Below are 19,025 nucleotides of genomic sequence, written 5' to 3'. Positions count from 1 at the left end.
AATGCCGTCGGGCCGGCCTGACCCGGCCCCCCCGTTGACGGCCCCCCAGCTGAGACTGGTGCTGGCCATCAGCCTGGACGGTCGCCTGGCCCCGGCCGGCGGTGGCGCCGCCCAGATCGGTGGCCGCGGTGATCGCCGCGTCCTTGAGGATGCGCTCGCCTGGGCCGATGGCTGTCTGATCGGGGCCGGCACCCTGCGGGCCCATGGCACCACCTGCCTGTTGCGGCGCTCCGAACTGCTCGCGGAGCGCCTCCGCGCCGGCCGGCCTCCCCAGCCGACGGCCGTGGTGGTCAGCCGTGGCGGTCCGATCGATCCGGCGCTTCCCTTCTTCCGCCAGCCGCTGCGCCGCTGGCTGCTCTGCTCCGCCGCGGAGAGCCCGGCGCCGGCGGGGTTCGAGCGGCGGTTACTCCTGGAGAACTGGAGGCCGAGCCTGCAGCAGCTGGCCTCCGCCGGCTTGGAGCGTCTGGTGCTGCTGGGGGGCGCCGAGCTGGTTTCGACGCTGCTGGCGAGCGATCTCGTGGAGGAGCTTCAGCTGAGCCTCTGCCCCACGGTGCTGGGCGGCGCCCACACCTGGGTGGGCACCCGGAGCCCCGATCTCTCGGCCGCCCGCTGGGCGCTCAGCGAGCAGCGCGGACTCGGCGGCGGGGAGCTGCAGCTGCGCTACCGGCGCCAGCGGAATGAACCCTAACGGCCGTCGCCGAGCCGCCGCCTCAGGTCCTCCAGGGAGACATCCCGGAAGCTCTCGGAGGGAAGGCCCAGCAGCCGGGCGGCGCAGCGCCGGATCACCACTTCGCCGTCGTCGCCGATGCGGCCGGCCACCAGCTCGGTGATCATCGCGAAGCTGCGGCCGCTGCGTTCGGCCTCCTCGATCAGGCAGGCGCTGGCGGGGGCCGCCAGCCGTCGGCAGGGCTCCCGCAGGCTGCGTTGCAGGCCACGCTCCGCCCCGGCCACCGCGTCGACGCACACCTCGGCGAGCCGGTCCTCCAGTTGGGGGCGGAGCAGGCGCAGCAGGGGGCCGAGCAGGCTGGCCTCGGCCGGCCCCCCCAGCCCGATCAGGGTGACCAGGCTGATCAGGGCGGCGGCGGCTCCACCCCCCCCGCCGCCGCGGTGGCCCGCCGGTCTTCCGCCGCGCATGCGCTCAGTCATCCCGTTAGTTTTGCCCCCTGCCCTCCGCCATCGTGTTCGATCGCCATGGCTGAGCTTGTGGCCCGCTGGCATCGGAGCATCACGGAGATTCCCGAGCAGCGCTGGCAGGAGCTGACCGGCCCCAGCGGCCTCCCCTTCTATGGCTGGCGCTGGCTGAGCGGACTCGAACGATCCGGCAGTGTCGCGCCCCACCAGGGTTGGCAGCCCTGCCATCTGGGACTCTGGGGCGGCGAGCGTCTGATCGCCGTGGCGCCGTTGTATCTCAAGGGCCACAGCTATGGCGAGTTCGTCTTTGACCAGTCGTTCGCCCAGCTCGCCGGCCAGCTCGGGCTGCGCTACTACCCGAAGCTGATCGGCATGAGCCCGCTGAGCCCGGTGCAGGGCTACCGCTTTCACATCGATCCCCAGGAGGATCCGGTCGCCATCACGGCGCGGCTGCTGGAGCTGATCGATGGCTTCTGCCGCGAGCGGCGCATCCTCAGCTGTAATTTCCTCTATGTCGATCCCCACTGGCAACCCCTGGCCGAGGCCGCGGGCTGTGCCACCTGGCTCAACCAGCAGAGCCTCTGGGTCAACGATGGCTACACCAGCTTCGAGGACTATCTGGCCCGTTTCAACGCCAACCAGCGGCGCAACATCCGTCGCGAGCGGCGCTCGATCGCCGCGGCCGGTCTCCAGGTCACACCCTGGGAAGGGGAGGCCATTCCGGCGGCGCTGCTCGGACGGATGCACCGCTTCTATGAGCAGCACTGCAGCCGCTGGGGGGCCTGGGGCAGCAAATACCTCACCGAGGAGTTCTTCGTGATCGCCGCAGGTGAGCTGAGGCGGGATCTGGTCCTGTTCAGTGCCCACCGCGGCGACCCGGCCGATCCGGTGGCCATGGCCCTCTGCGTCCGCGGCGAGGACGCTCTCTGGGGCCGCTACTGGGGCAGTGACGAGGAGATCGAGAATCTCCACTTCGAGGTCTGCTATTACGCCCCGATCGCCTGGGCGATCGAGCGGGGCATCCGCAGCTTCGACCCCGGCGCCGGGGGCAGCCACAAGCGGCGGCGGGGCTTCCTGGCCCAGCCGAGGGCCAGCCTGCATCGCTGGCTGGATCCCGGCTTCGATCGCCTGCTGCGTCGCTGGCTGCCGGAGGCGAATGCCCAGATGCTCAGCGAGATCGACGCTGTCAACGCCGAGATGCCCTTCACACGCCGCGATCTCCCCCTGGTGCGGGGGGGGTGAAACGGGCTGACTACGATTGAAGGCATGAACATCCGCACCTCCGGGCCGGAGTTGCAGCGCCAGAATCTGGCGCTGCAGGAGCGCCGGGCCCTCGACGAGCAGCTCTCCCAACGGGCCATCACCCTTGATCCGGGCGGTTATGTCCTGATCCGGCTGGATGAGTCCAGCGGTGAACTGGTGGCCGAGCACTACGGGAACGGCATCGATGCGCGGGGTCTGGCGACCGATCCCGACACCGGCGAAGTGCTCCGATGCCGCGGCGCCCAGGCCAGGGCCCCGTTGGGTGTCTACCGGGGACGCACCGCCAAGGAACTGGGCATGCGGCTGACGGAACAGCCCGATTCCCCGGCACTGACCCGGCTCGACCATGCCCTATACCTCGGCCGGGAACTGCAGAAGGCCGAAGCCGCCCTGCTGAACGGGCTCCCCTACGTCCAGGACTGAGCCCCGTCGGCGGGGGCTCCCCTTCAGGCCGGCTGGAGTTCCTTGATCTCCGCCCCGGAGGAGGGCTGCTCCGGAGGCAGGGATTGCAGTTGCTCCTGGATCTCCTGGGTAACGATGGCGCGGTACTCCATGAAGTGCTCGTTGTGGGCGAGCACCACCAGGAACTGCTCGACCTGGCTCGGGTTCCGGCGGGCGATTCCGAGCAGGTAGCGCCAGAACCGTCCGCGGGTGTCCCGCAGGATCCCCTGCCGCCAGATCACGATCAGCAGAGCCCGCACATCGGTCCAGCTGGGCAGCTTGGGGAGACCCCCATCACGCTTGGCGAAGGGCTGCCAGCGGGGCTTGCCCACCTTGAGGTAATAGCTGTATACGCGATCCATGTAGGCATTCGGCTCATAGAGCGCGCAGAACGCCTCGACGTACTCGTTGGCGATGTCGCGGATCGGGCGGGTGGGCACGAAGTTCAGCAGATTGGTCTGATTCACCCCTTTCGCGGAGGCTTCGTCCTGAATGAGGCGGCCTTCCTTCTCAAGGCGATGCCAGAGGCCGGTGTTGGGAAGGGCCTGCAGCATGCCCATCATCGCGGCGGGAATGCCGGTGCGGCTCACGAACTCCACGATCCGACGGCCGGCCCCCGTTTTTTCACCATCGAAGCCGATGATGAAGCCCGCCATGACCCGGATGCCGTAGGAGGTGATCCGGTCCACGGATTCCTCCAGGGAGCTTCGGGTGTTCTGCAGCTTCCGGGCGGTTTCCAGGCTGGCCTCGTCAGGGGTTTCGATCCCGAGGAAGACGCTGTCGAAGCGACTCTCGGCCATCATCAACATCATTTCCTCGTCCGAAGCCAAGTCGACCGAGGCTTCGGTGGCGAAGCTGAACGGATACCCATGCGCAATCTGCCACTCCTTGAGCGCAGGGAGAAGCAGCTTGGCATTGCGCTTATTGCCGATGAAGTTGTCGTCGACCAGGAAGATCGAACGGCGCCAGCCCAGATCGTAAAGAGTCTGCAGCTCGGCGATCAGTTGTTCGGGGGTCTTGGTGCGTGGTTTGCGTCCGTACAGCACGATGATGTCGCAGAACTCACATTGGAAGGGGCAACCCCGCGAGAACTGAACAGACATGGAGTCGTAGGCGTCGAGCTCAAGCAGGTCGAAGCGTGGAATGGGAGTTGAGGTCACATCCGGTTTGTCTCCACCGGAACTGAACCGGCCCTGCTGCTCACCCCGTTCCAGCGCTTCGATGAACATCGGCAGGGTGATTTCCCCTTCGTCGAGCACCTTGAAATCGGCCAGCTGCAGCTCGGGGGCGTCCGGGGTGGAGCTGGCAAAGGGGCCTCCCACGGCCACCGGCAGGCCCCGCTGCTTAGCCTTGGCGATCTGGGCGGCCATGTCGGCCTTCTGCACGATCATGCCGGAGATGATCACCAGCTCGGCCCAGTCCCATTCCGCGTCGGTGACCTCCCGAACGTTGCGATCGGCCAGTTTGAACTCCCAGTGCTGCGGCAACAGGGCAGCCACGGTGACCATGCCCAGGGGGGGCAGCAGAACCTTGCGATTGACGAGTTCGAGAATCTTCTCGTAACTCCAGAACGTCTTGGGGAATTCCGGGTAGACGAGCAGGGCGCGCATGCTGTTCCGGCGACATTGGTGATGCCAGAGGGCCTTGCCGCCATCGGCCAGCCCCCGTGCTTGTGGCCGCCAGCCTAAGGGCTCCCCACGGGATCAGGGCCTGTCCTGCTCTAATGGGGGTGATGTGTTCCTTTGGTCACCATGGCGGCGGCTCTGTATCTGGCCCTGATGGCCGCAGGCCTGATCACGGCCTTCCTGCTCTCCACCCTGCTGAGGGGCATCAAGCTGATCTGAGCCCTTCCCCCTCCGGACCGCCGGGATGGAGGGGGAGCAGCCGGCCCTGGCGTCCCATCAGTTCCGCCAGCCCCAGGGCCATGCCCACACTGCCCATCAGCGCGAAGGTGGCCGGCAGGCCCACCCGCAGGCTCAGGGCGGCCGCCAGCAGGCCGCTCAACCCCCCACCGCCCAGGAAGGCGATCTGACCCAGCCCAGCCATCCGCCCACGCAGCACCAGGGGCGAGGCCACCTGGAGGATCAGGCTGCCACCGGCCAGCAATCCGGCGGTCCCCGCCCCGATCAGAAAGGTCATGGTGAGCTGGAACCCGCTGCTCGCCGGTAGGGCCATGCCCAGCTGGCCCAGGCTGGTGAGCACCGTGCAGCCCCCCAGCAGCAGGGCGGGGCGACGGCTCAGCCAGCTGCTGTGGCGCTGGAGCAGCAGCCCCCCGGCGATGCTGCCGGCGGCCAGCACACTGGTGAACAGGCCGAGTGCCTGGGGGCTGGGGCCCAGTACCTGTTCGGCGATCAGCGGCGCCAGCCCCGGATGGAAGAACACGGCCAGGCAGGCCAGGGCCATATAGACGAGCACATGGCGCAGCGCCGCTCCGCAGCCCCGCCAGGCGGTACCCAGAGAGGCGCCCGGGCCATGTCCGCTGCTGCTCTCTAGCCTCCGATTCGGCTGCAGCAGCCAGAGCACCGTGGCGATCGGGATCAGATAGGTGGCCGCATCGATTCCAAGGGCCGTGGCCGGTCCCGTGAGCGCCAGAAGGAGACCACCGATCGGAGGCCCCACCAGCTTGCCCAGGTTGAACACCACCGAGAAGCTGGTCAGGTAGGACGCCAACTGCCGGGGCTCATCGATCAGCAGGGCGCAGTACTTGTTGCGGGCGGTCAGTTCAAAGGCGCTGGCCAGGCCCACCACCAGGGTGCTCAGCAGCAGCAGGGTCACCTGGGCGGCACCCTGCAGCAGGGGAATGGCGATCGCCCCCAGGGCCGCCCCCGCCACCAGCCCCCACTGGGCCCGGATCAGCACCCGTTCACTGCCGATCCGATCGGTGAGCACCCCCGCCGCTCCGCTGGCCAGCAGGCTGGGCATTGCCAGGGCGGCGAAGTGCACGGCCAGCAGCAGCGGATTCTGGGTCGCTTGCATCAGGATCCAACCCTTGGCGGTGATTCCCGCAAAGGAGCCGGTGGTGCTGAGGCCCGAGGCGATCAGAAAGGTGGTGCGCTGGTTGTGGTGAATCCAGCGCCTCAAGCTGATCGCCTCAGCTCCGCCACGGCGTCGCCCACCATCGCGCCGGCGCCCACCACGTCTCCCTCCAGGTCGTAGTGGTCGGCGCCGGTGATCCGAACGGGCACCAGGGTGCCGGGCGCCCCACTGAGACCGAGCGCTCCGGGCCGCACCCGCACCTCCCCGTCCACATCCGGGGCGAATCGGGCGCAACGGCCGATCATCGCGCCGCTGGAGGGGTTCTCCTGCTCAATCAGCACATCCACGATGCGGCCCACCCAGGCGGCATTACGGGCGGCGGCGATCGGTTGCTGCGTCTCCATCAGGCGGTTGCGGCGCTCGTGCGCCAGGGCGGCGGGCACCGGGTCGGGCAGCACCGCGGCGGCCGTCCCCTCCTCCGGCGAGAAGGTGAACACGCCCACATGGTCGAAGCGCTGGGTCTCGACGAAGTGGAGCAGATGGGCAAAGTGATCCCCCGTCTCGCCAGGGAAGCCCACGATGAACGTGGTGCGCAGCACGGCATCGGGCAGCTGATCGCGGATGCGCCTGAGCAGATCACCGGTCACGTCGGCCTGCCAGGGACGGTTCATCGCCCGCAGCACCTGGGGATGACTGTGCTGCAGGGGAAGGTCCAGGTAGGGCAGGACATTGGGCACCTCCCGGTAGGCGGCCAGCACCTCCGGGGTGAGGCCGGTGGGATAGGCGTAATGCATCCGGATCCAGGGGATCGGCACCTCGGCGAGGGCGCGCAGCAGGTCAGCCAGCCGGGGCCGTCCGTAGAGGTCGAGGCCGTAGTTGGTGGTGATCTGGCTGATCAGGATCAGTTCCTTCACCCCCTGGGCCGCCAGTTGATGGGCTTCGGCCAGGATCGATTCGATCGGCCTGGAGCGCTGGTCGCCGCGCAGCTTGGGAATGATGCAGAAGGCGCAGCGGTAGTCGCAGCCCTCCGCCACCTTGAGGTAGGCCACCGCCTCGGACGTGGTGCGGTAGCGCGGCAGATGCTCATCACCCACGAAGGTGGGCACGGCACTCACCTGATTCACCCGTTCGCCGGCTTCCACGCGCTCCAGCACGCTCACGATGTGCTGGTAATCACCGGTGCCGACGATCGCCCTGGCCTCGGGCAGCGATTCGAGCAGCTCCTCCTGGAAATGCTGGGCCAGGCAGCCCGCGATGATCAGTTCCTTGCCCTGCTCGGCCAGTTCCACCAGGGTGCGCACTGACTCGACCCGGGCGTCCTGGATGAAGCTGCAGGTGTTCACCACCACCACGGCCGCATCCCGTTCATCGGCGCTCACGCCGTAGCCGGCCTCCGCCAGCAGGCCGAGCATGTGCTCGGTGTCCACCCGGTTCTTCTCGCAGCCGAGGTGGGTGAAGGCGACCGTCGGTTTCGGCGCCGGCGCCGCTGGGGGCATGGCACGGGTCGCGGCGCGGGGGGACATGGGGGGCGGATCGGGGAGTGGGGAGGGTGGCCGGGTCGGCGCGGGGGCATGGACGGGCCGGATCCAGATGCGTTAGGTCCTGATGGACCCTGCGGGGCCGATTCTTCACCCTATGAGATGCGGGGTGGGCCCGCCGCCGGCCTCCCTCCCCCCCCCACCCCTTCGCTCCCGCGCCGACCCGTGCCTCCAGCCCCCATGCCCACCCCACCCACTCCCTCGTCTGCCCTGGCCCCCTCCCGCTGGGGGGCCCTCTTCCCGCAGCGTTGTCCCCTGATCGGGGTGATCCACCTGAGCCCCCTGCCGGGATCCCCCCTCTGGGCGGGGGATCTGCCGGCGGTGGAGGCCGCGGCGCTGGCCGATGCCCGCGCTTACCTCAGCGGGGGCGCCGATGGCCTCATTGTCGAGAACTTCGGGGACGTGCCCTTCTGGAGGGGGCCGGTGCCCCCGGAAACGGTGGCCGCCATGAGCCGGCTGGCCCTGGCGGTGGTGGCGGCGACGCCCCTGCCGGTGGGCATCAATGTGCTGCGCAACGATGCCCTCGCCGCCCTGGCGATCGCCCAGGCCAGCGGGGCCGGGTTCATCCGCGTCAATGTGCTCAGCGGCGCCACCGTCACCGACCAGGGGGTGATCGAGGGCGGTGCCGCCGAACTGCTGCGCCGCCGCCGCCTGATCGGGGCTGACGCGGTGGCGATTCTTGCCGACGTGCTGGTCAAGCACGGCGCTCCCCTGGCCCCCCTTTCCGTGGCTGATGCGGTGGCCGATGTGCTCGAGCGGGGCGGGGCCGACGGCGTCATCGTGTCGGGATCCGGCACGGGCCGACCCACGGCGCCCCAGGATCTGGATGAGGCCGTCGGGGCGGCCGGGGGGGCGCCGGTCCTCATCGGCAGCGGAGCCACCCCGGCCCTGCTGGAGTCCCTGGGCCCCCGCTGCGCCGGAGTGATCGCGGGCACGGCCCTCAAGCACCTGGGTCGCATCCAGTCACCGGTGGAGGCCCAGCGGGTGGCCGCCTTGAAGCGGGTCCTGCCACAATCCTCCAACTGCGATCCTTCGCTGTGAGCACCACCCGCCTGAGCACCCGTCTGGGCAGCCGCCGCCGATCCGAGCCCGGCCGTCGCTGGGTGCGGATTCTGATGGCCGTGCTGGCCACGATCGGGGCGATCGACACCGGAGCGATCACCCTCAAGCGCTGGGGCCTGATCGGTCCGCTCAGCTGTCCAGGCGGAGCCGAGGGCTGCGACAAGGTGCTCAACAGCGTCTGGGGCAGCCTGTTCGGCCAGCCCCTCTCCCTGTTCGGCTTCCTCACCTACCTCGCCGTGCTGGCCCTGGCGGTGCTCCCGATCGTGCTGCGCAGCGATCCCCGCGGACCCCTCGTGGAGCGCAGCTGGTGGGCGCTCTTCCTGATCAGCGGCGGTATGGCCGTGTTCAGCCTGCTGCTGATGGGCTTGTTGATCGTCAAGATCCAGGCTTTCTGTTTCTTCTGCGTCCTCTCGGCCGTGCTGAGTGTGGCCCTGTTCGCCTTAACGTTGATCGGCTGGGACTGGGAGGATCGGGGGCAGCTTCTCTTCCGCGGGGTCCTGGTGACCCTGGTGGTGGGTCTGGTGGGTCTGGGCTGGGCCGCTTCGGTGGACCGTCCCGCCGTGCTCAGCACCCGCGGGGCCGCCCCTCCGGTGCTGGCGGCCAGCACCCCGGGCACCCTGGCTCTGGCCGAGCACCTCAGCGCCAGCGGGGCGGTGATGTACTCCGCCTACTGGTGTCCCCACTGCCATGAGCAGAAGGAGCTGTTCGGCAAGGAGGCCTCCGCCCGCCTCAAGGTGATCGAGTGCGCCGCCGATGGTCAGAACAGTCAGAAAGCCCTCTGTGATCAGAAGCGGATCGAGGGCTTCCCCACCTGGGAGATCAACGGCCAGCTCGACTCCGGCGTCAAATCGCTCGACACCCTGGCCCAGTTGAGCGGCTTCCAGGGCCAGCCCCCCTCCTGATCACCCCTCCCCCGTCAGCGGGATCGTGCCGATTGGTTCCCCCTGCCTCTGGAGGCTGTGGCGTCGCCAGAACGGCTGGGGGGCCGGAGCGTCGGTGCGGTAGTGACCGCCGCGGCTCTCCTGCCTGAACAGGGCCGCCTCCATGAGCAGGTCGGCGAGCAGCAGCAACTGGCGCAGCTCCTGCAGGGGTCGCAGTCGGGCCACCGGATCCGCCCCGAGCTGGAGCTGGTCCCCGGGCTGGAGCTCCAGGGCCGCCCGCAACAGGGGATCGGTCTCCAGCTCCCGGCGCTGGGGCCGCACGGCGCCGACCGCTTCGCTCAGGCTGGCGCCCTGGCGCTCGACGCCGGCCACGCGCCAGCAGCGATGTCGCAGCTCCTCGATCCGCTCGGCGATCACGGTCCGGGACCCCTGGGCAGCGCCGGCTCCAGGGGTCAGCTGGCGCGTGGGGGTGCTCCCCGGGTCCGGGAGTGCCGCCCCCGGCGGCGGCAGGCTCAGGGTTCGCAGCTGGCGGGCGAAGACCAGGCACTCCATCAGGGAATTGCTCGCCAGACGGTTGGCCCCATGCACTCCGGTGCAGGCCACTTCGCCGATGGCGTAGAGGCCCGGCAGGGTTGTGGCGGCCGACAGATCCGTGCTCACGCCCCCCATCCAGTAGTGGGCTGCGGGGGCCACCGGGATCGGATCGCGGGTGGGTTCCAGGCCCAGCTCACGGCAGCGTCGCAGGATCGTCGGGAACTGGCGCTCCAGCCGCTGCCGCCCGACCGGGCGCAGATCCAGCCAGAGCTGCTCCACCCCCTGGTCCTGCATGGTCCGCACCAGGGCCCGGCTCACCTGATCGCGGGGAGCCAGATCGCCACCGGCCAGCTCGGCCACCGGGCTGCGGCCGGCGGCGTCGATCAGCCTTCCCCCTTCCCCCCGCACCGCTTCGGAAATGAGGAAATGGGGAGCCCCCGGCAGCATCAGCGCCGTGGGGTGGAACTGAACGAACTCCAGATCCCGGATGGCGGCACCGGCGCGCCAGGCCATCGCCACGCCGTCGCCGGTGGATTGGGCCGGGTTGGTGGTCTTCTCGAACAGGTGGCCGCCGCCGCCGCTGGCCAGGACCACGGCCCGGGCCCGCAACCAGCGCACCCGATCGCCCTCGAGCACCTGGAGCCCCCGACAGCGGCCGCCCTCCACCCAGAGTTGCAGGGCCATGGCCCCGATTCGCTGCTCCAGCCCCGGCCGCCGCAGCACCTGCCGTTCCAGGGTGTCCACCAGGGCGCCGCCGGTCCGGTCCTGGGCGTGCAGGACGCGCCGATGGCTGTGGGCCGCTTCGAGGGTGGTGCTGAGGGCTCCGGCTTCGCGATCGAAGGCCATGCCGAGATCCAGCAGGCGCCGCACGCACAGGGGTGCCTGGTGCACCAGCAGATCCACGGCGGCCGGATCGCAGAGGCCCGCCCCCGCCCTGAGGGTGTCGTCCCGGTGGCTGGCGTAGCTGTCGTCGGTGCGGGTCACCGCGGCGATGCCCCCCTGGGCCCAGCGGCTGGCCGACCGGGGGCCCCGTTCCTTGCTGAGCAGCAGCACCCCCAGCCCGGGGGGCAACTCCAGGCAGGCCATCAGGCCCGCGGCGCCTCCACCGACCACCACCACATCCCAGTTCGAGGCCAGGAGCGAGCCGGCTTCGGCCTCATCGGGCATGGATCCACCAAAAAAGCCGCCGGTGGGCCGACGGCTTTCGCCAGGGCTGGTCAGTGTAGGCGGTCAGCGGTACACGCCTGGATTGATCCGGTCATAGCCCTCATTGAGGGCTATGGAAGGGGCTGTGACGATGAAACTGTCTTTGTATTTCTCGAAGAGTTCCTTCTGACGATCTGTGAGATCGAGTGTCAGCACATCGTCTACAACTTGATAGGGCCCCCCCAGCACGATCTTGCCGGCCAAGGTGGGATACATGCCGGGGAACTGCTGAAAGCTGCGAACGGGGGAATTGTTGAGATCAACTTTGCCCTGCCGCTCGGCGATCTTCTCATCAGCCACGTTGCGGAGCTCCTCAGCCCCCGCGCCGGGAGGAACCAGAAGAGAGACGAGCAGACCTGCCACCAGCACGCCGCTCATCAACCAGGCAACCAGCCGTTTCATCGCAATGCTCCGTATCTGTGGATCGGTGTGGATTCGGTGTGGATGGCGGTTGGATGGACGCCCTGACTGAACCTTTGACGGGACCGGAACGTTTGACGGAACCGGACCCGGCCTGTCGGAATGGTCCTGAACGTCAGGAGGATCCCGAGCTGGATCGGCGCTGTCACGTTACAGGCGTGCAGGGGTGGTTCTGCCCGCTCCGCTCCAGGCTTTTGCAGTTCTTCAATCGGCCTGATTCAGATCAGGCCGCTGAGGTGAGGGCTCAGCAGAGCGGCGGCGACAAAGACCGCGTCCACCGCCAGCGTGGTGCCCAGAGCGGCCGCGGCCAGCCTGGCGCGCGGGCCTGATCGGGCCAGAAGCCGGGCGACGGCCATCAGCCCCGCCCCCAGGGCCAGCACCACCATCACCGACGTGGGCTGCATCACCTGCAGCGCCGCCTGTTGCAGCAGCACAGCGGCCTGATCGGCGGGAGCCTGGAGCACGGCCGGCCAGAGGGGCATCAGCCCGATCGCCGCCATGGCGCCGTCGGTGCAGGCTGTGCCGAGCAACGCGGCGAGGTAGAAGGCGGCCCCCAGGCCCCAGCGACCGCGAAGTCCGGCCAGGGCCAGGGGGAGGGCAAAGGCCTCGATCGGCAGATGCCAGCCGGGATGGAGGCGGAACCATCCCCAGAACAGGCAACCAGCGAGCCAGCTGCCGCTGAATCCCACCAGCAGGCTCCCCAGCGGCTGCCAGCGGAGCGGGGCGTGTTGCCCAAGCAGCACACCGACCGCCAGCAGGACGGCGGTGAACAGGGTCGCGCTGCTGGGATGCATACGCACCCAGGGGGCCTGCAGGAACACCGGACCCACCACGAGCAGGCCGGCCAGGAGGGGCAGGGTCCCGGAGTCCCCGGGGACGGCCCGGACCACCACGACGGCGCCCGGAAGGGCGACCTCAGGGGCGGATCGAACCAGCGGCGGGGCGGGGGGGCTGGTCGGGACCGCGATCACCTGCATGTATGAAGAAAGGTACGCAACCTTAAGGGATGCACGCCGGCGGGGTCGCGAGCCTGGAGCGCCCTCCTGGCCATAGGGTCACGGCGACGGAGCCTCGATCCCCCGCATGACCCCTGCCGTGCCTCCGGCCCCTGCCGGCCTTCTGGAAGCGTGCTGGCATGCCTTCGTGCTCGGGGTGGTCCAGGGTCTCACCGAGTTCCTGCCGATCAGCAGCACGGCCCACCTGAAGGTGGTGCCCGTGCTGCTGGGCTGGGGGGATCCCGGCGTGGCGGTCACCGCAGTACTCCAACTGGGCAGCATCGTCGCCGTTCTCCTGTACTTCCGCCACGACCTGGTCGCCGTGGGCACGGGCATGGCCAGGGCCTCACGCCAGGGCCAGTGGAGCGATCCCTCGGCTCGGCTGGGCCTGGCCATGGCGATCGGCACGCTGCCGATCGTTCTGGCCGGGCTGGGAATCAAGGTCTTCTGGCCGGCCTATGAGCAGTCGGCCCTGCGGGGGATCACCTCCATCGCGCTGGTGTCGATCGTGATGGCCCTGCTGCTGGCCGCCGCCGAGACGGTCGGCCGCCGCCGCCGGGCTCTGCCCGCCGTACGGCCCCGTGACGGGCTGTTGGTGGGCCTGGCCCAGGCTCTTGCCCTGGTCCCGGGCGTGTCCCGCTCCGGCAGCACCCTCACCGCCGCCCTCTTCGATGGCTGGCAGCGGGCCGCCGCCGCCCGCTTCTCCTTCCTGCTCGGTATCCCGGCGATCACGCTGGCGGGCCTGGTGGAGCTCAAGTCGGCCTTCGGGGCCGGGGCGAGCCTGGCGCCGGTTCCCCTGTCGGTGGGCATCCTTGCCGCGGCGGTGGTGTCCTGGCTGGCGATCGCCTGGCTGCTGCGCTTTCTGCAGAACCACAGCACCTGGGTGTTCGTGGGCTATCGGCTGATCTTCGGCCTGCTGCTGCTGCTCTGGGTCTGGCGGAACGGGACGGCCTGAGGTCCCAGACTGTTATCAACCGTTCGGACCCGCCGTGTGGCATGAACCCTCCACCGGCCTCCCCCTGGCCAGCGGCGAGGCCTCGCGTCAGCCCCAGCCGGCGGTGGTGGCCAGCGTGGAGCCGGGTTCGATCGGAGAGGAGCTCGGCTTCCAGCCCGGGGATCGGCTGATCAGTGTCAACGGCGTGCGGCCGAGGGATCTGGTGGATCTGCAGGTGCTGGTGGGGGAGGAGGATCTCTCCCTGGTGGTGGAGGATTCCGACGGAACCCTGCATCACCTGGCGCTCGAAAAGGAACCTGATGACGGCCTGGGGCTGGGTTTCACCGAGGCGATCTTCGATGGTCTGCGCCAGTGCAACAACCACTGCGCCTTCTGTTTCATCGATCAGCAGCCGCCCGGTCGTCGCGGCAGCCTCTATCTCAAGGACGACGACTACCGGCTCAGCTTCCTCTACGGCTCCTACCTCACCCTCACCAACCTGACCCCGGCCGACTGGGAGCGCATCGAGCGGCAGCGCCTCTCACCGCTGTTCGTGTCGGTCCACGCCACCGACCCCGAGTTGCGCAGCCGGTTGCTGGTCAACCCAAGGGCGGCGCTCCTGCTGGAGCAGCTGGCCTGGTTCGCGGAGCGGCGTCTGCAGATCCATGCCCAGGTGGTTGTCTGTCCCGGACTCAACGATGGACCAGCGCTGCGCAGGACCCTCACCGATCTGGCGGCCTTCGCCGCCGGGGACTGGCCGGCCGTGCTCTCCGCGGCGGTCGTGCCGGTGGGCCTCACCCGGTTCCGCCCCCCCGGGGATGGGCTCATTCCCGTGGATGCCGGCGTCGCCATCGAGGTGATCACCCTGGTGGAGGCCCTTCAGCACGATTGGGCCACCCGGCTCGGCAGCCGGTTCGCCTGGCTCTCCGATGAGTGGTATCTGCTGGCCGGCAGGGCCCTGCCGGAGCGCGACAGCTATGAAGATCTTCCCCAGCAGGAGAATGGAGTCGGCAGCATCCGTGCCTTCCTCGAGGCGCTGGATCGAGCTACGGCTGATCTGCCGCCGCAGCTCTCCCGTCCCCGCCGGGTCAGTTGGGTGGTGGGCGCCCTGGTGGCCGGGGCCCTCGCTCCGGTGGTGGAGCGTCTCAACGCCGTTGAGGGGCTGGAGGTGGAGCTGCATGGCCTCCCCAGTCCCTACTGGGGCCAGGAGCGGGTCGTGACCGGACTGCTCACCGGCTCCGATCTGCTGGAGGGACTGGCGGGCCTGGACCTGGGGCAGGAGCTCCTGCTGCCGGGGGTGATGCTCCGCCAGGGGGAGCCCGTGTTTCTCGACGATGTGACCCTGGATCAGCTGCGCGGCCGGCTGCCCGTGCCGATCCGACTGGTGCAGGGGGCGGATGATTTCGTGGCCGCTTGCATCGGCATCCCAGCTCAGCTTCTTTAAGCTCCCCCCGTACTACCCGGTGCACGGCGTGCGGCGCTCCTTCCTTGCTTCGGCAGCCTTTGCGGGCCTGGCGCTCCTCCCGTGGGTCTCCGCTGCGGCCCGGGCGGAGGAACCGGGGAGCGAACGGACCGCCCCGGTTGAGTCGGCCCCGGCCCTGGCCCAATCCCAGCCGATCCAGACCCAGCCCATCGAGGGCGAGCCGCTCCAGGGCGAGGCAAACCAGACCCAGGGGGAGACGGTCTCGGCCGACGCGGCCCTGCCGCTGGCCCCGGAGATCAAGGGCGAGCGGCCGAAATCGGACCCCTCGGTGCTGGCTCCCGCCGCCACCGAACTGAAACCGGCCCTGCGGCCCCTGATCGCCCCTCCCCCCCTGGCGCTTCCCACCAAGCCGTCCCAGGTCCGCATCCAGCAGCTGCGCCCCCTGGGCCTGGCCGACGTCGAGAACCTGGCCGAGGTCAACAACCCCAACCTCAAGGCGGTGGCCATGCAGGTCGAGCAGGCCCGCTCGGCGCTTCGGGCCCAGATCGCCGCCTGGTATCCCAGCATCGACCTCAGCACCGGGGGCAACTTCCCGGCCCTCACCAATAGTTACCGCGTCCGCTCCAATTCGGCTGATTCCCGCCTGTTCCCCAATGCCCCCGGCTCGTCATCGACGACCACGACCCAGGGGCAGACCATCGGGGCGGCGATGAACATCGGCATCAACTGGGATCTGATCAATCCGGCCCGGGTTCCCCAGATCGCCGCCGCCAGGGACCGTTTTGAGCAGGCCCAGAATCAATACCTCATTGCCCTGCGGGATCTGCGCCTGCAGGTGGCTCAGGCCTACTTCGATCTCCAGCTCTCCGATGAGAACGTGCGCATCGGCCAGGAGTCCGTTCGGGCTTCGCTGGTGAGCCTCAAGGACGCCCGGGCCCGCTTCCAGGCCGGCGTCTCCACCAAGCTTGAGGTGCTGCAGGCGGAAACCCAGCTGGCCCGCGACCAGCAGCTGCTGACCAACTCCCTGGCCGACCAATCGGTCGCCCGACGCACCCTCGCCGCTCTGCTGGACCTTCCCCAGACCGTGACGCCCACCGCCAAGGAACCCGCCCGGGTTGTGGGTTCCTGGCTTCCTTCCCTCCAGGAGAGCATCGTGGCCGCCTACGCCTTCCGGGAGGAGCTCGATCAGATCATCCTCGACATCTCGATCGCCAACAGCAGCGCCAATGCCTCCATCGCCGCCGTTCAGCCGTTCCTGAGCATCGTCAATACCTTCGGCTGGGACCGCTCCAATGGGGAGACCGGCGTCCCCATTGATGATTCGATCGACATGGGGGCCTTCACCTACGGCTTCGACAATTCGATCGGCCTCAATCTCCGCTGGAATCTCTTCGATGGAGGCCGGGCTGCCGCCGAGTACCGGCAGCAGAAACAGGTTGCCGAAGAGAATCGATTCCTGTTCGCCAGCCGCCGTGATGCGATCCGTCAGGAGGTGGAGGTCAGCTTCTATGAACTGCTCAAGAACAACCGGGACATCACCACCACCTCCCGCGAGGTGATCTCGTCTCGGGAGGCCCTCCGGCTGGCCCGCCTCCGCTTCCAGGCCGGCGTCACCACCCAGCGGGAGGTGGTCGACACCCAGCGCGACCTGACCAACGCCGAAGTGCGCTATGCCCGCGCCATCACCGACTACAACCGGCGGCTGGCCGAACTGCGGCGGCGCACAGGCCTGGATCAGGTGGCGTTCTGCAAGCCTCCTGTCCTGCCGTCCACCAAGCCGGCCACCGATCCTGCCACCCAGATCCCGGTGGAGCCCCAGCCCCTGCTGCCGGCCTGTCAGTCGGAAGAACGGGGCCCGGACGGTCGCGGTCCCCTGGGCCCCTGAGCCCCGCCCCCACCGGAGGCTCTTGATAGCGTCGCTGCGGCACTCAGCCGTTCTCCGATGACCCATCCGCCGCCTCCGCGTCCCGGGCTGTCCCTGGTCAGCACGCTGCGGTTGGGGCTCTTCCAGGGGAGTCTGGGGTTTCTGGCCGTGGTCTTCGCCGGTCTGCTCAACCGGGTGATGATCAGTGAACTGGGCTTCCCCGGGCTGCTCGTCGGCGGTGCCCTGGCCTTCGAGCAGTTCGTGGCCCCCAGCCGCATCCTGTTCGGGCAGGTGTCCGACGCCCACCCGGTCGGCGGTCGCCATCGCACCCCCTACATCTGGCTTGGCGCCGCCCTGTTCTGTTCGCTGGCGGCCCTGGTGGTGCCGCTGATCTTTCGGCTCAACGGGGCGATGGATTCCGGTGAGGGGGGCCCGATCCTGCTCGGAGTCGTGATGCTCTGCGGCCTGTTCGCCGCCTATGGCCTGGCGATTTCGCTGGCCACCACGCCTTACCTGGCCCTGGTGATCGACCGGACCCAGGAGGCGGAGCGGCCCCGGGCCGTCGGCATCATCTGGTGCCTGCTCACCGTTGGCATCGTGATCGGGGCCCTGGTCATCGCCCGCAGTCTGCGGATCCTCGATGGCGTCGACGATCCGGCCGTGCTGGAGGCCGTGCTGGCGCGGTTCATGGTTCGCTCGGCCCTCGTGGTGTTCGCCCTGACGCTGGTCGCCACCTGGGGAATCGAACCCCCAGCCGAGCGGGGGCATCCCTCCAGCGCCGGAGAGCGCGACGATGCCATCACCCTGCCCCAGGCCTGGCGCCTGATCACCTCCAGCCGGGAGGTGGCCGTGTTCTTCGCCTTTCTGGTGCTGTTCACCCTGGCGCTCTTTCTTCAGGACCCGATCCTGGAGAGCTACGGCGCCGATGTCTTCGGCATGCCGATCGGCGCCACCGCTTCCCTGAATGCCTTCTGGGGCATCGGCACCCTGGCGGGTCTGGTGGTGGCCGGCTGGCTGGTGGTGCCCCGACTTGGCAAGTACGCCACCGCCCGGCTCGGTTGCCAGCTGATCCTGCTCTCGATGCTCCTGCTCGTGCTGAGTGGTCTGTTGCGGCAGGTGGCCCTGCTCCAGGCGGTGCTGCTGCTGTTCGGTGTGGCCTCGGGCATCGGCACCAACAGCACCCTCTGTCTGATGCTCGATCTCACCCTGCCGGAAGTGGCCGGCACGTTCATCGGCGTCTGGGGGCTGGCCCAAGCCTTCTCCCGCGCCTCCGCCAAGCTCCTGGGGGGCGGATTGCTGGATCTTGGTCGTGCCATCATCCCTGGAGAGGGACCATTCCCCCCCTACGCGCTCGTGCTCTGTGTGGCGGCGCTGGTGTCCCTGGCGGCCCTGCGGATCCTCAGTCGCGTCAATGTGCACCGCTTCCGCGACGACACCAGCCGGAGCCTCAGCCAGGTCCTCTCCACCGAACTCGGATGACCGCCACTCTCACCAGTCTTCCCCCTGAAGCGTTGCGCCTCACGGCACTGCTGGATACGGTCGGGGAACGGCAGCGTCGGGATTTTGGTCACATGGCCGCCCAGGCGGAAGCCAAGGCCGACGGCAGCCTGATCACCTCTTGCGATCGCTGGAGCGACCAGACCCTGGTGAGTGGTCTGGACGCCCTGTACCCGGGGGAGGGGGTGCTGAGCGAGGAGGGCCGCCAGGAGGTCCCCCCGTCTTCGGCCTTCTGGGTGGTGGACCCCCTGGATGGCACCACCAACTTCGCCGCCGGCATTCCCTACTGGGCCATCTCCCTGGCCCGCTTCGAGGCGGGGCGGCCCGTGCTGGCGGTGCTCGATGTGCCCCCGTTGCGCCAACGCATCGTGGCCCTGCGGGGGCAGGGAGCCTGGCGCAACGGCAAACGGTTGCATCCTCCGGGAGATCAGGCCCGGCTGGCCGGTTGCGCCTCCCTCTGCAGCCGATCGATCGGAGTGCTGCAGAAGCTTCCCGATCAGCGCTTCCCTGGCAAGATCCGGCTGCTCGGGGTCGCCAGCCTGAATCTGGTCAGCGTGGCCATGGGGCAGACAGTGGCGGCCCTTGAGGCCACGCCGAAGATCTGGGATCTGGCGGCGGCCTGGCTGGTGCTCACCGAGCTCCAGTGTCCCCTGTGCTGGCTGGTGCGCAGCCCCGAGCACCTGGTGGCGGGCGAGGACCACGCCACCACGGACTTCCCGGTGCTGGCGGCCAGCAGTCCAGCGGCGTTGCGCACCTTCATGCCCTGGGCCGATGCCTTGATGAACCCGCCTGCCCTCTGATAGGATTTTGGACTGCGCCCAAACGGGAGACCGGATTGGGAGCAGGGCCTGGAGGAGAGG

18 protein-coding genes are annotated in these 19,025 nt (G+C 69.1%); 11 read left to right on the top strand and 7 right to left on the bottom strand.

From position 1 onward, the window contains the following. Positions 1-34 precede the first annotated feature (34 nt). Complete coding sequence (locus ACWJI7_RS13175; RefSeq protein WP_479938547.1) at positions 35-688, top strand: RibD family protein; 654 nt, start codon at positions 35-37, stop codon at positions 686-688. On the opposite strand, the gene ACWJI7_RS13170 is transcribed toward ACWJI7_RS13175, so the two are convergent. Beyond that, positions 685-1,134, bottom strand: a complete 450-nt coding sequence (locus ACWJI7_RS13170; protein ID WP_479938545.1) for a hypothetical protein — start codon at positions 1,132-1,134, stop codon at positions 685-687. The genes ACWJI7_RS13175 and ACWJI7_RS13170 overlap by 4 nt on opposite strands. Before the next feature lie 57 nt (positions 1,135-1,191). Between ACWJI7_RS13170 and ACWJI7_RS13165 the strand changes: the two genes are divergently transcribed. After that, positions 1,192-2,373, top strand: coding sequence for a GNAT family N-acetyltransferase (locus ACWJI7_RS13165; protein WP_479938544.1), 1,182 nt, complete (start codon positions 1,192-1,194; stop codon positions 2,371-2,373). Positions 2,374-2,397: 24 nt separating this feature from the next. After that, a complete protein-coding gene (locus tag ACWJI7_RS13160) occupies positions 2,398-2,817 on the top strand; it encodes a DUF4346 domain-containing protein (RefSeq protein WP_479938542.1) in 420 nt (139 codons plus the stop codon). Positions 2,818-2,840: 23 nt separating this feature from the next. On the opposite strand, the gene ACWJI7_RS13155 is transcribed toward ACWJI7_RS13160, so the two are convergent. After that, positions 2,841-4,445, bottom strand: coding sequence for a B12-binding domain-containing radical SAM protein (locus ACWJI7_RS13155; RefSeq protein ID WP_479938540.1), 1,605 nt, complete (start codon positions 4,443-4,445; stop codon positions 2,841-2,843). A gap of 141 nt (positions 4,446-4,586) precedes the next feature. Here ACWJI7_RS13155 and ACWJI7_RS13150 point away from each other — a divergent pair, with 141 nt between their 5' ends. After that, positions 4,587-4,679, top strand: coding sequence for a cytochrome B6 (locus ACWJI7_RS13150; protein WP_479938539.1), 93 nt, complete (start codon positions 4,587-4,589; stop codon positions 4,677-4,679). On the opposite strand, the gene ACWJI7_RS13145 is transcribed toward ACWJI7_RS13150, so the two are convergent. Further along, on the bottom strand, positions 4,666-5,916 hold the full coding sequence (locus tag ACWJI7_RS13145) for an MFS transporter (protein WP_479938538.1): 1,251 nt from the start codon (positions 5,914-5,916) through the stop codon (positions 4,666-4,668). The two genes, ACWJI7_RS13150 and ACWJI7_RS13145, sit on opposite strands and share 14 nt — an antisense overlap. Further along, a complete protein-coding gene (gene rimO, locus ACWJI7_RS13140; protein WP_479938536.1) occupies positions 5,913-7,334 on the bottom strand; it encodes a 30S ribosomal protein S12 methylthiotransferase RimO in 1,422 nt (473 codons plus the stop codon). The genes ACWJI7_RS13145 and rimO overlap by 4 nt, the downstream gene beginning before the upstream one ends. Positions 7,335-7,529: 195 nt before the next feature. On the opposite strand from rimO, the gene ACWJI7_RS13135 reads away from it, so the two are divergent. Further along, positions 7,530-8,390, top strand: coding sequence for a BtpA family protein (locus ACWJI7_RS13135; RefSeq protein ID WP_479938534.1), 861 nt, complete (start codon positions 7,530-7,532; stop codon positions 8,388-8,390). After that, on the top strand, positions 8,387-9,313 hold the full coding sequence (locus ACWJI7_RS13130; protein WP_479938532.1) for a vitamin K epoxide reductase family protein: 927 nt from the start codon (positions 8,387-8,389) through the stop codon (positions 9,311-9,313). The genes ACWJI7_RS13135 and ACWJI7_RS13130 overlap by 4 nt, the downstream gene beginning before the upstream one ends. Here ACWJI7_RS13130 and nadB read toward each other — a convergent pair whose 3' ends face one another. From nadB to ACWJI7_RS13115, 3 genes are all read right to left on the bottom strand, one after another. Then, positions 9,314-10,993 carry an L-aspartate oxidase gene (gene nadB / locus ACWJI7_RS13125; protein WP_479938530.1) on the bottom strand — a complete coding sequence of 560 codons (1,680 nt, stop codon included), beginning with the start codon at positions 10,991-10,993 and terminating at the stop codon, positions 9,314-9,316. Positions 10,994-11,056: 63 nt separating this feature from the next. Beyond that, the gene (psbU, locus tag ACWJI7_RS13120) at positions 11,057-11,434 is read right to left on the bottom strand and encodes a photosystem II complex extrinsic protein PsbU (protein WP_479938528.1); all 378 of its coding nucleotides are present in this window, start codon (positions 11,432-11,434) and stop codon (positions 11,057-11,059) included. A gap of 236 nt (positions 11,435-11,670) precedes the next feature. Then, entirely contained in the window at positions 11,671-12,429 is a 759-nt protein-coding gene (locus ACWJI7_RS13115; RefSeq protein WP_479938526.1) for a DUF3120 domain-containing protein, read from the bottom strand. 106 nt (positions 12,430-12,535) lie between these two features. On the opposite strand from ACWJI7_RS13115, the gene ACWJI7_RS13110 reads away from it, so the two are divergent. Genes ACWJI7_RS13110 through ACWJI7_RS13090 form a run of 5 tightly spaced genes read left to right on the top strand, consistent with a single transcriptional unit; the run spans position 12,536 to position 18,965 of the window. After that, the gene (locus ACWJI7_RS13110) at positions 12,536-13,402 is read left to right on the top strand and encodes an undecaprenyl-diphosphate phosphatase (protein WP_479938524.1); all 867 of its coding nucleotides are present in this window, start codon (positions 12,536-12,538) and stop codon (positions 13,400-13,402) included. Between the two features lie 34 nt (positions 13,403-13,436). Further along, the gene (locus ACWJI7_RS13105; RefSeq protein WP_479938522.1) at positions 13,437-14,825 is read left to right on the top strand and encodes a TIGR03279 family radical SAM protein; all 1,389 of its coding nucleotides are present in this window, start codon (positions 13,437-13,439) and stop codon (positions 14,823-14,825) included. 28 nt (positions 14,826-14,853) lie between these two features. Continuing rightward, positions 14,854-16,689 carry a TolC family protein gene (locus ACWJI7_RS13100; protein WP_479938520.1) on the top strand — a complete coding sequence of 612 codons (1,836 nt, stop codon included), beginning with the start codon at positions 14,854-14,856 and terminating at the stop codon, positions 16,687-16,689. A 57-nt stretch (positions 16,690-16,746) separates the two neighbouring features. Next, complete coding sequence (locus ACWJI7_RS13095; protein WP_479938518.1) at positions 16,747-18,147, top strand: BCD family MFS transporter; 1,401 nt, start codon at positions 16,747-16,749, stop codon at positions 18,145-18,147. After that, positions 18,144-18,965, top strand: coding sequence for an inositol monophosphatase family protein (locus tag ACWJI7_RS13090; RefSeq protein WP_479938516.1), 822 nt, complete (start codon positions 18,144-18,146; stop codon positions 18,963-18,965). The genes ACWJI7_RS13095 and ACWJI7_RS13090 overlap by 4 nt, the downstream gene beginning before the upstream one ends. Positions 18,966-19,025 lie beyond the last annotated feature (60 nt).

This window comes from Cryptocyanus atlanticus LEGE 06306, from assembly GCF_056633155.1.
This window is presented reverse-complemented; position numbering and strand designations above follow the sequence as displayed.

Coding starts and splice junctions, on each gene's coding strand:
- ACWJI7_RS13115 (WP_479938526.1), bottom strand. CDS start 12,429: ATGCAGGTGATCGCGGTCCCGACCAGCCCCCCCGCCCCGCCGCTGGTT.
- ACWJI7_RS13110 (WP_479938524.1), top strand. CDS start 12,536: ATGACCCCTGCCGTGCCTCCGGCCCCTGCCGGCCTTCTGGAAGCGTGC.
- psbU (WP_479938528.1), bottom strand. CDS start 11,434: ATGAAACGGCTGGTTGCCTGGTTGATGAGCGGCGTGCTGGTGGCAGGT.
- nadB (WP_479938530.1), bottom strand. CDS start 10,993: ATGCCCGATGAGGCCGAAGCCGGCTCGCTCCTGGCCTCGAACTGGGAT.
- ACWJI7_RS13095 (WP_479938518.1), top strand. CDS start 16,747: ATGACCCATCCGCCGCCTCCGCGTCCCGGGCTGTCCCTGGTCAGCACG.
- ACWJI7_RS13160 (WP_479938542.1), top strand. CDS start 2,398: ATGAACATCCGCACCTCCGGGCCGGAGTTGCAGCGCCAGAATCTGGCG.
- rimO (WP_479938536.1), bottom strand. CDS start 7,334: ATGTCCCCCCGCGCCGCGACCCGTGCCATGCCCCCAGCGGCGCCGGCG.
- ACWJI7_RS13090 (WP_479938516.1), top strand. CDS start 18,144: ATGACCGCCACTCTCACCAGTCTTCCCCCTGAAGCGTTGCGCCTCACG.
- ACWJI7_RS13135 (WP_479938534.1), top strand. CDS start 7,530: ATGCCCACCCCACCCACTCCCTCGTCTGCCCTGGCCCCCTCCCGCTGG.
- ACWJI7_RS13150 (WP_479938539.1), top strand. CDS start 4,587: ATGGCGGCGGCTCTGTATCTGGCCCTGATGGCCGCAGGCCTGATCACG.
- ACWJI7_RS13165 (WP_479938544.1), top strand. CDS start 1,192: ATGGCTGAGCTTGTGGCCCGCTGGCATCGGAGCATCACGGAGATTCCC.
- ACWJI7_RS13170 (WP_479938545.1), bottom strand. CDS start 1,134: ATGCGCGGCGGAAGACCGGCGGGCCACCGCGGCGGCGGGGGGGGTGGA.
- ACWJI7_RS13155 (WP_479938540.1), bottom strand. CDS start 4,445: ATGCGCGCCCTGCTCGTCTACCCGGAATTCCCCAAGACGTTCTGGAGT.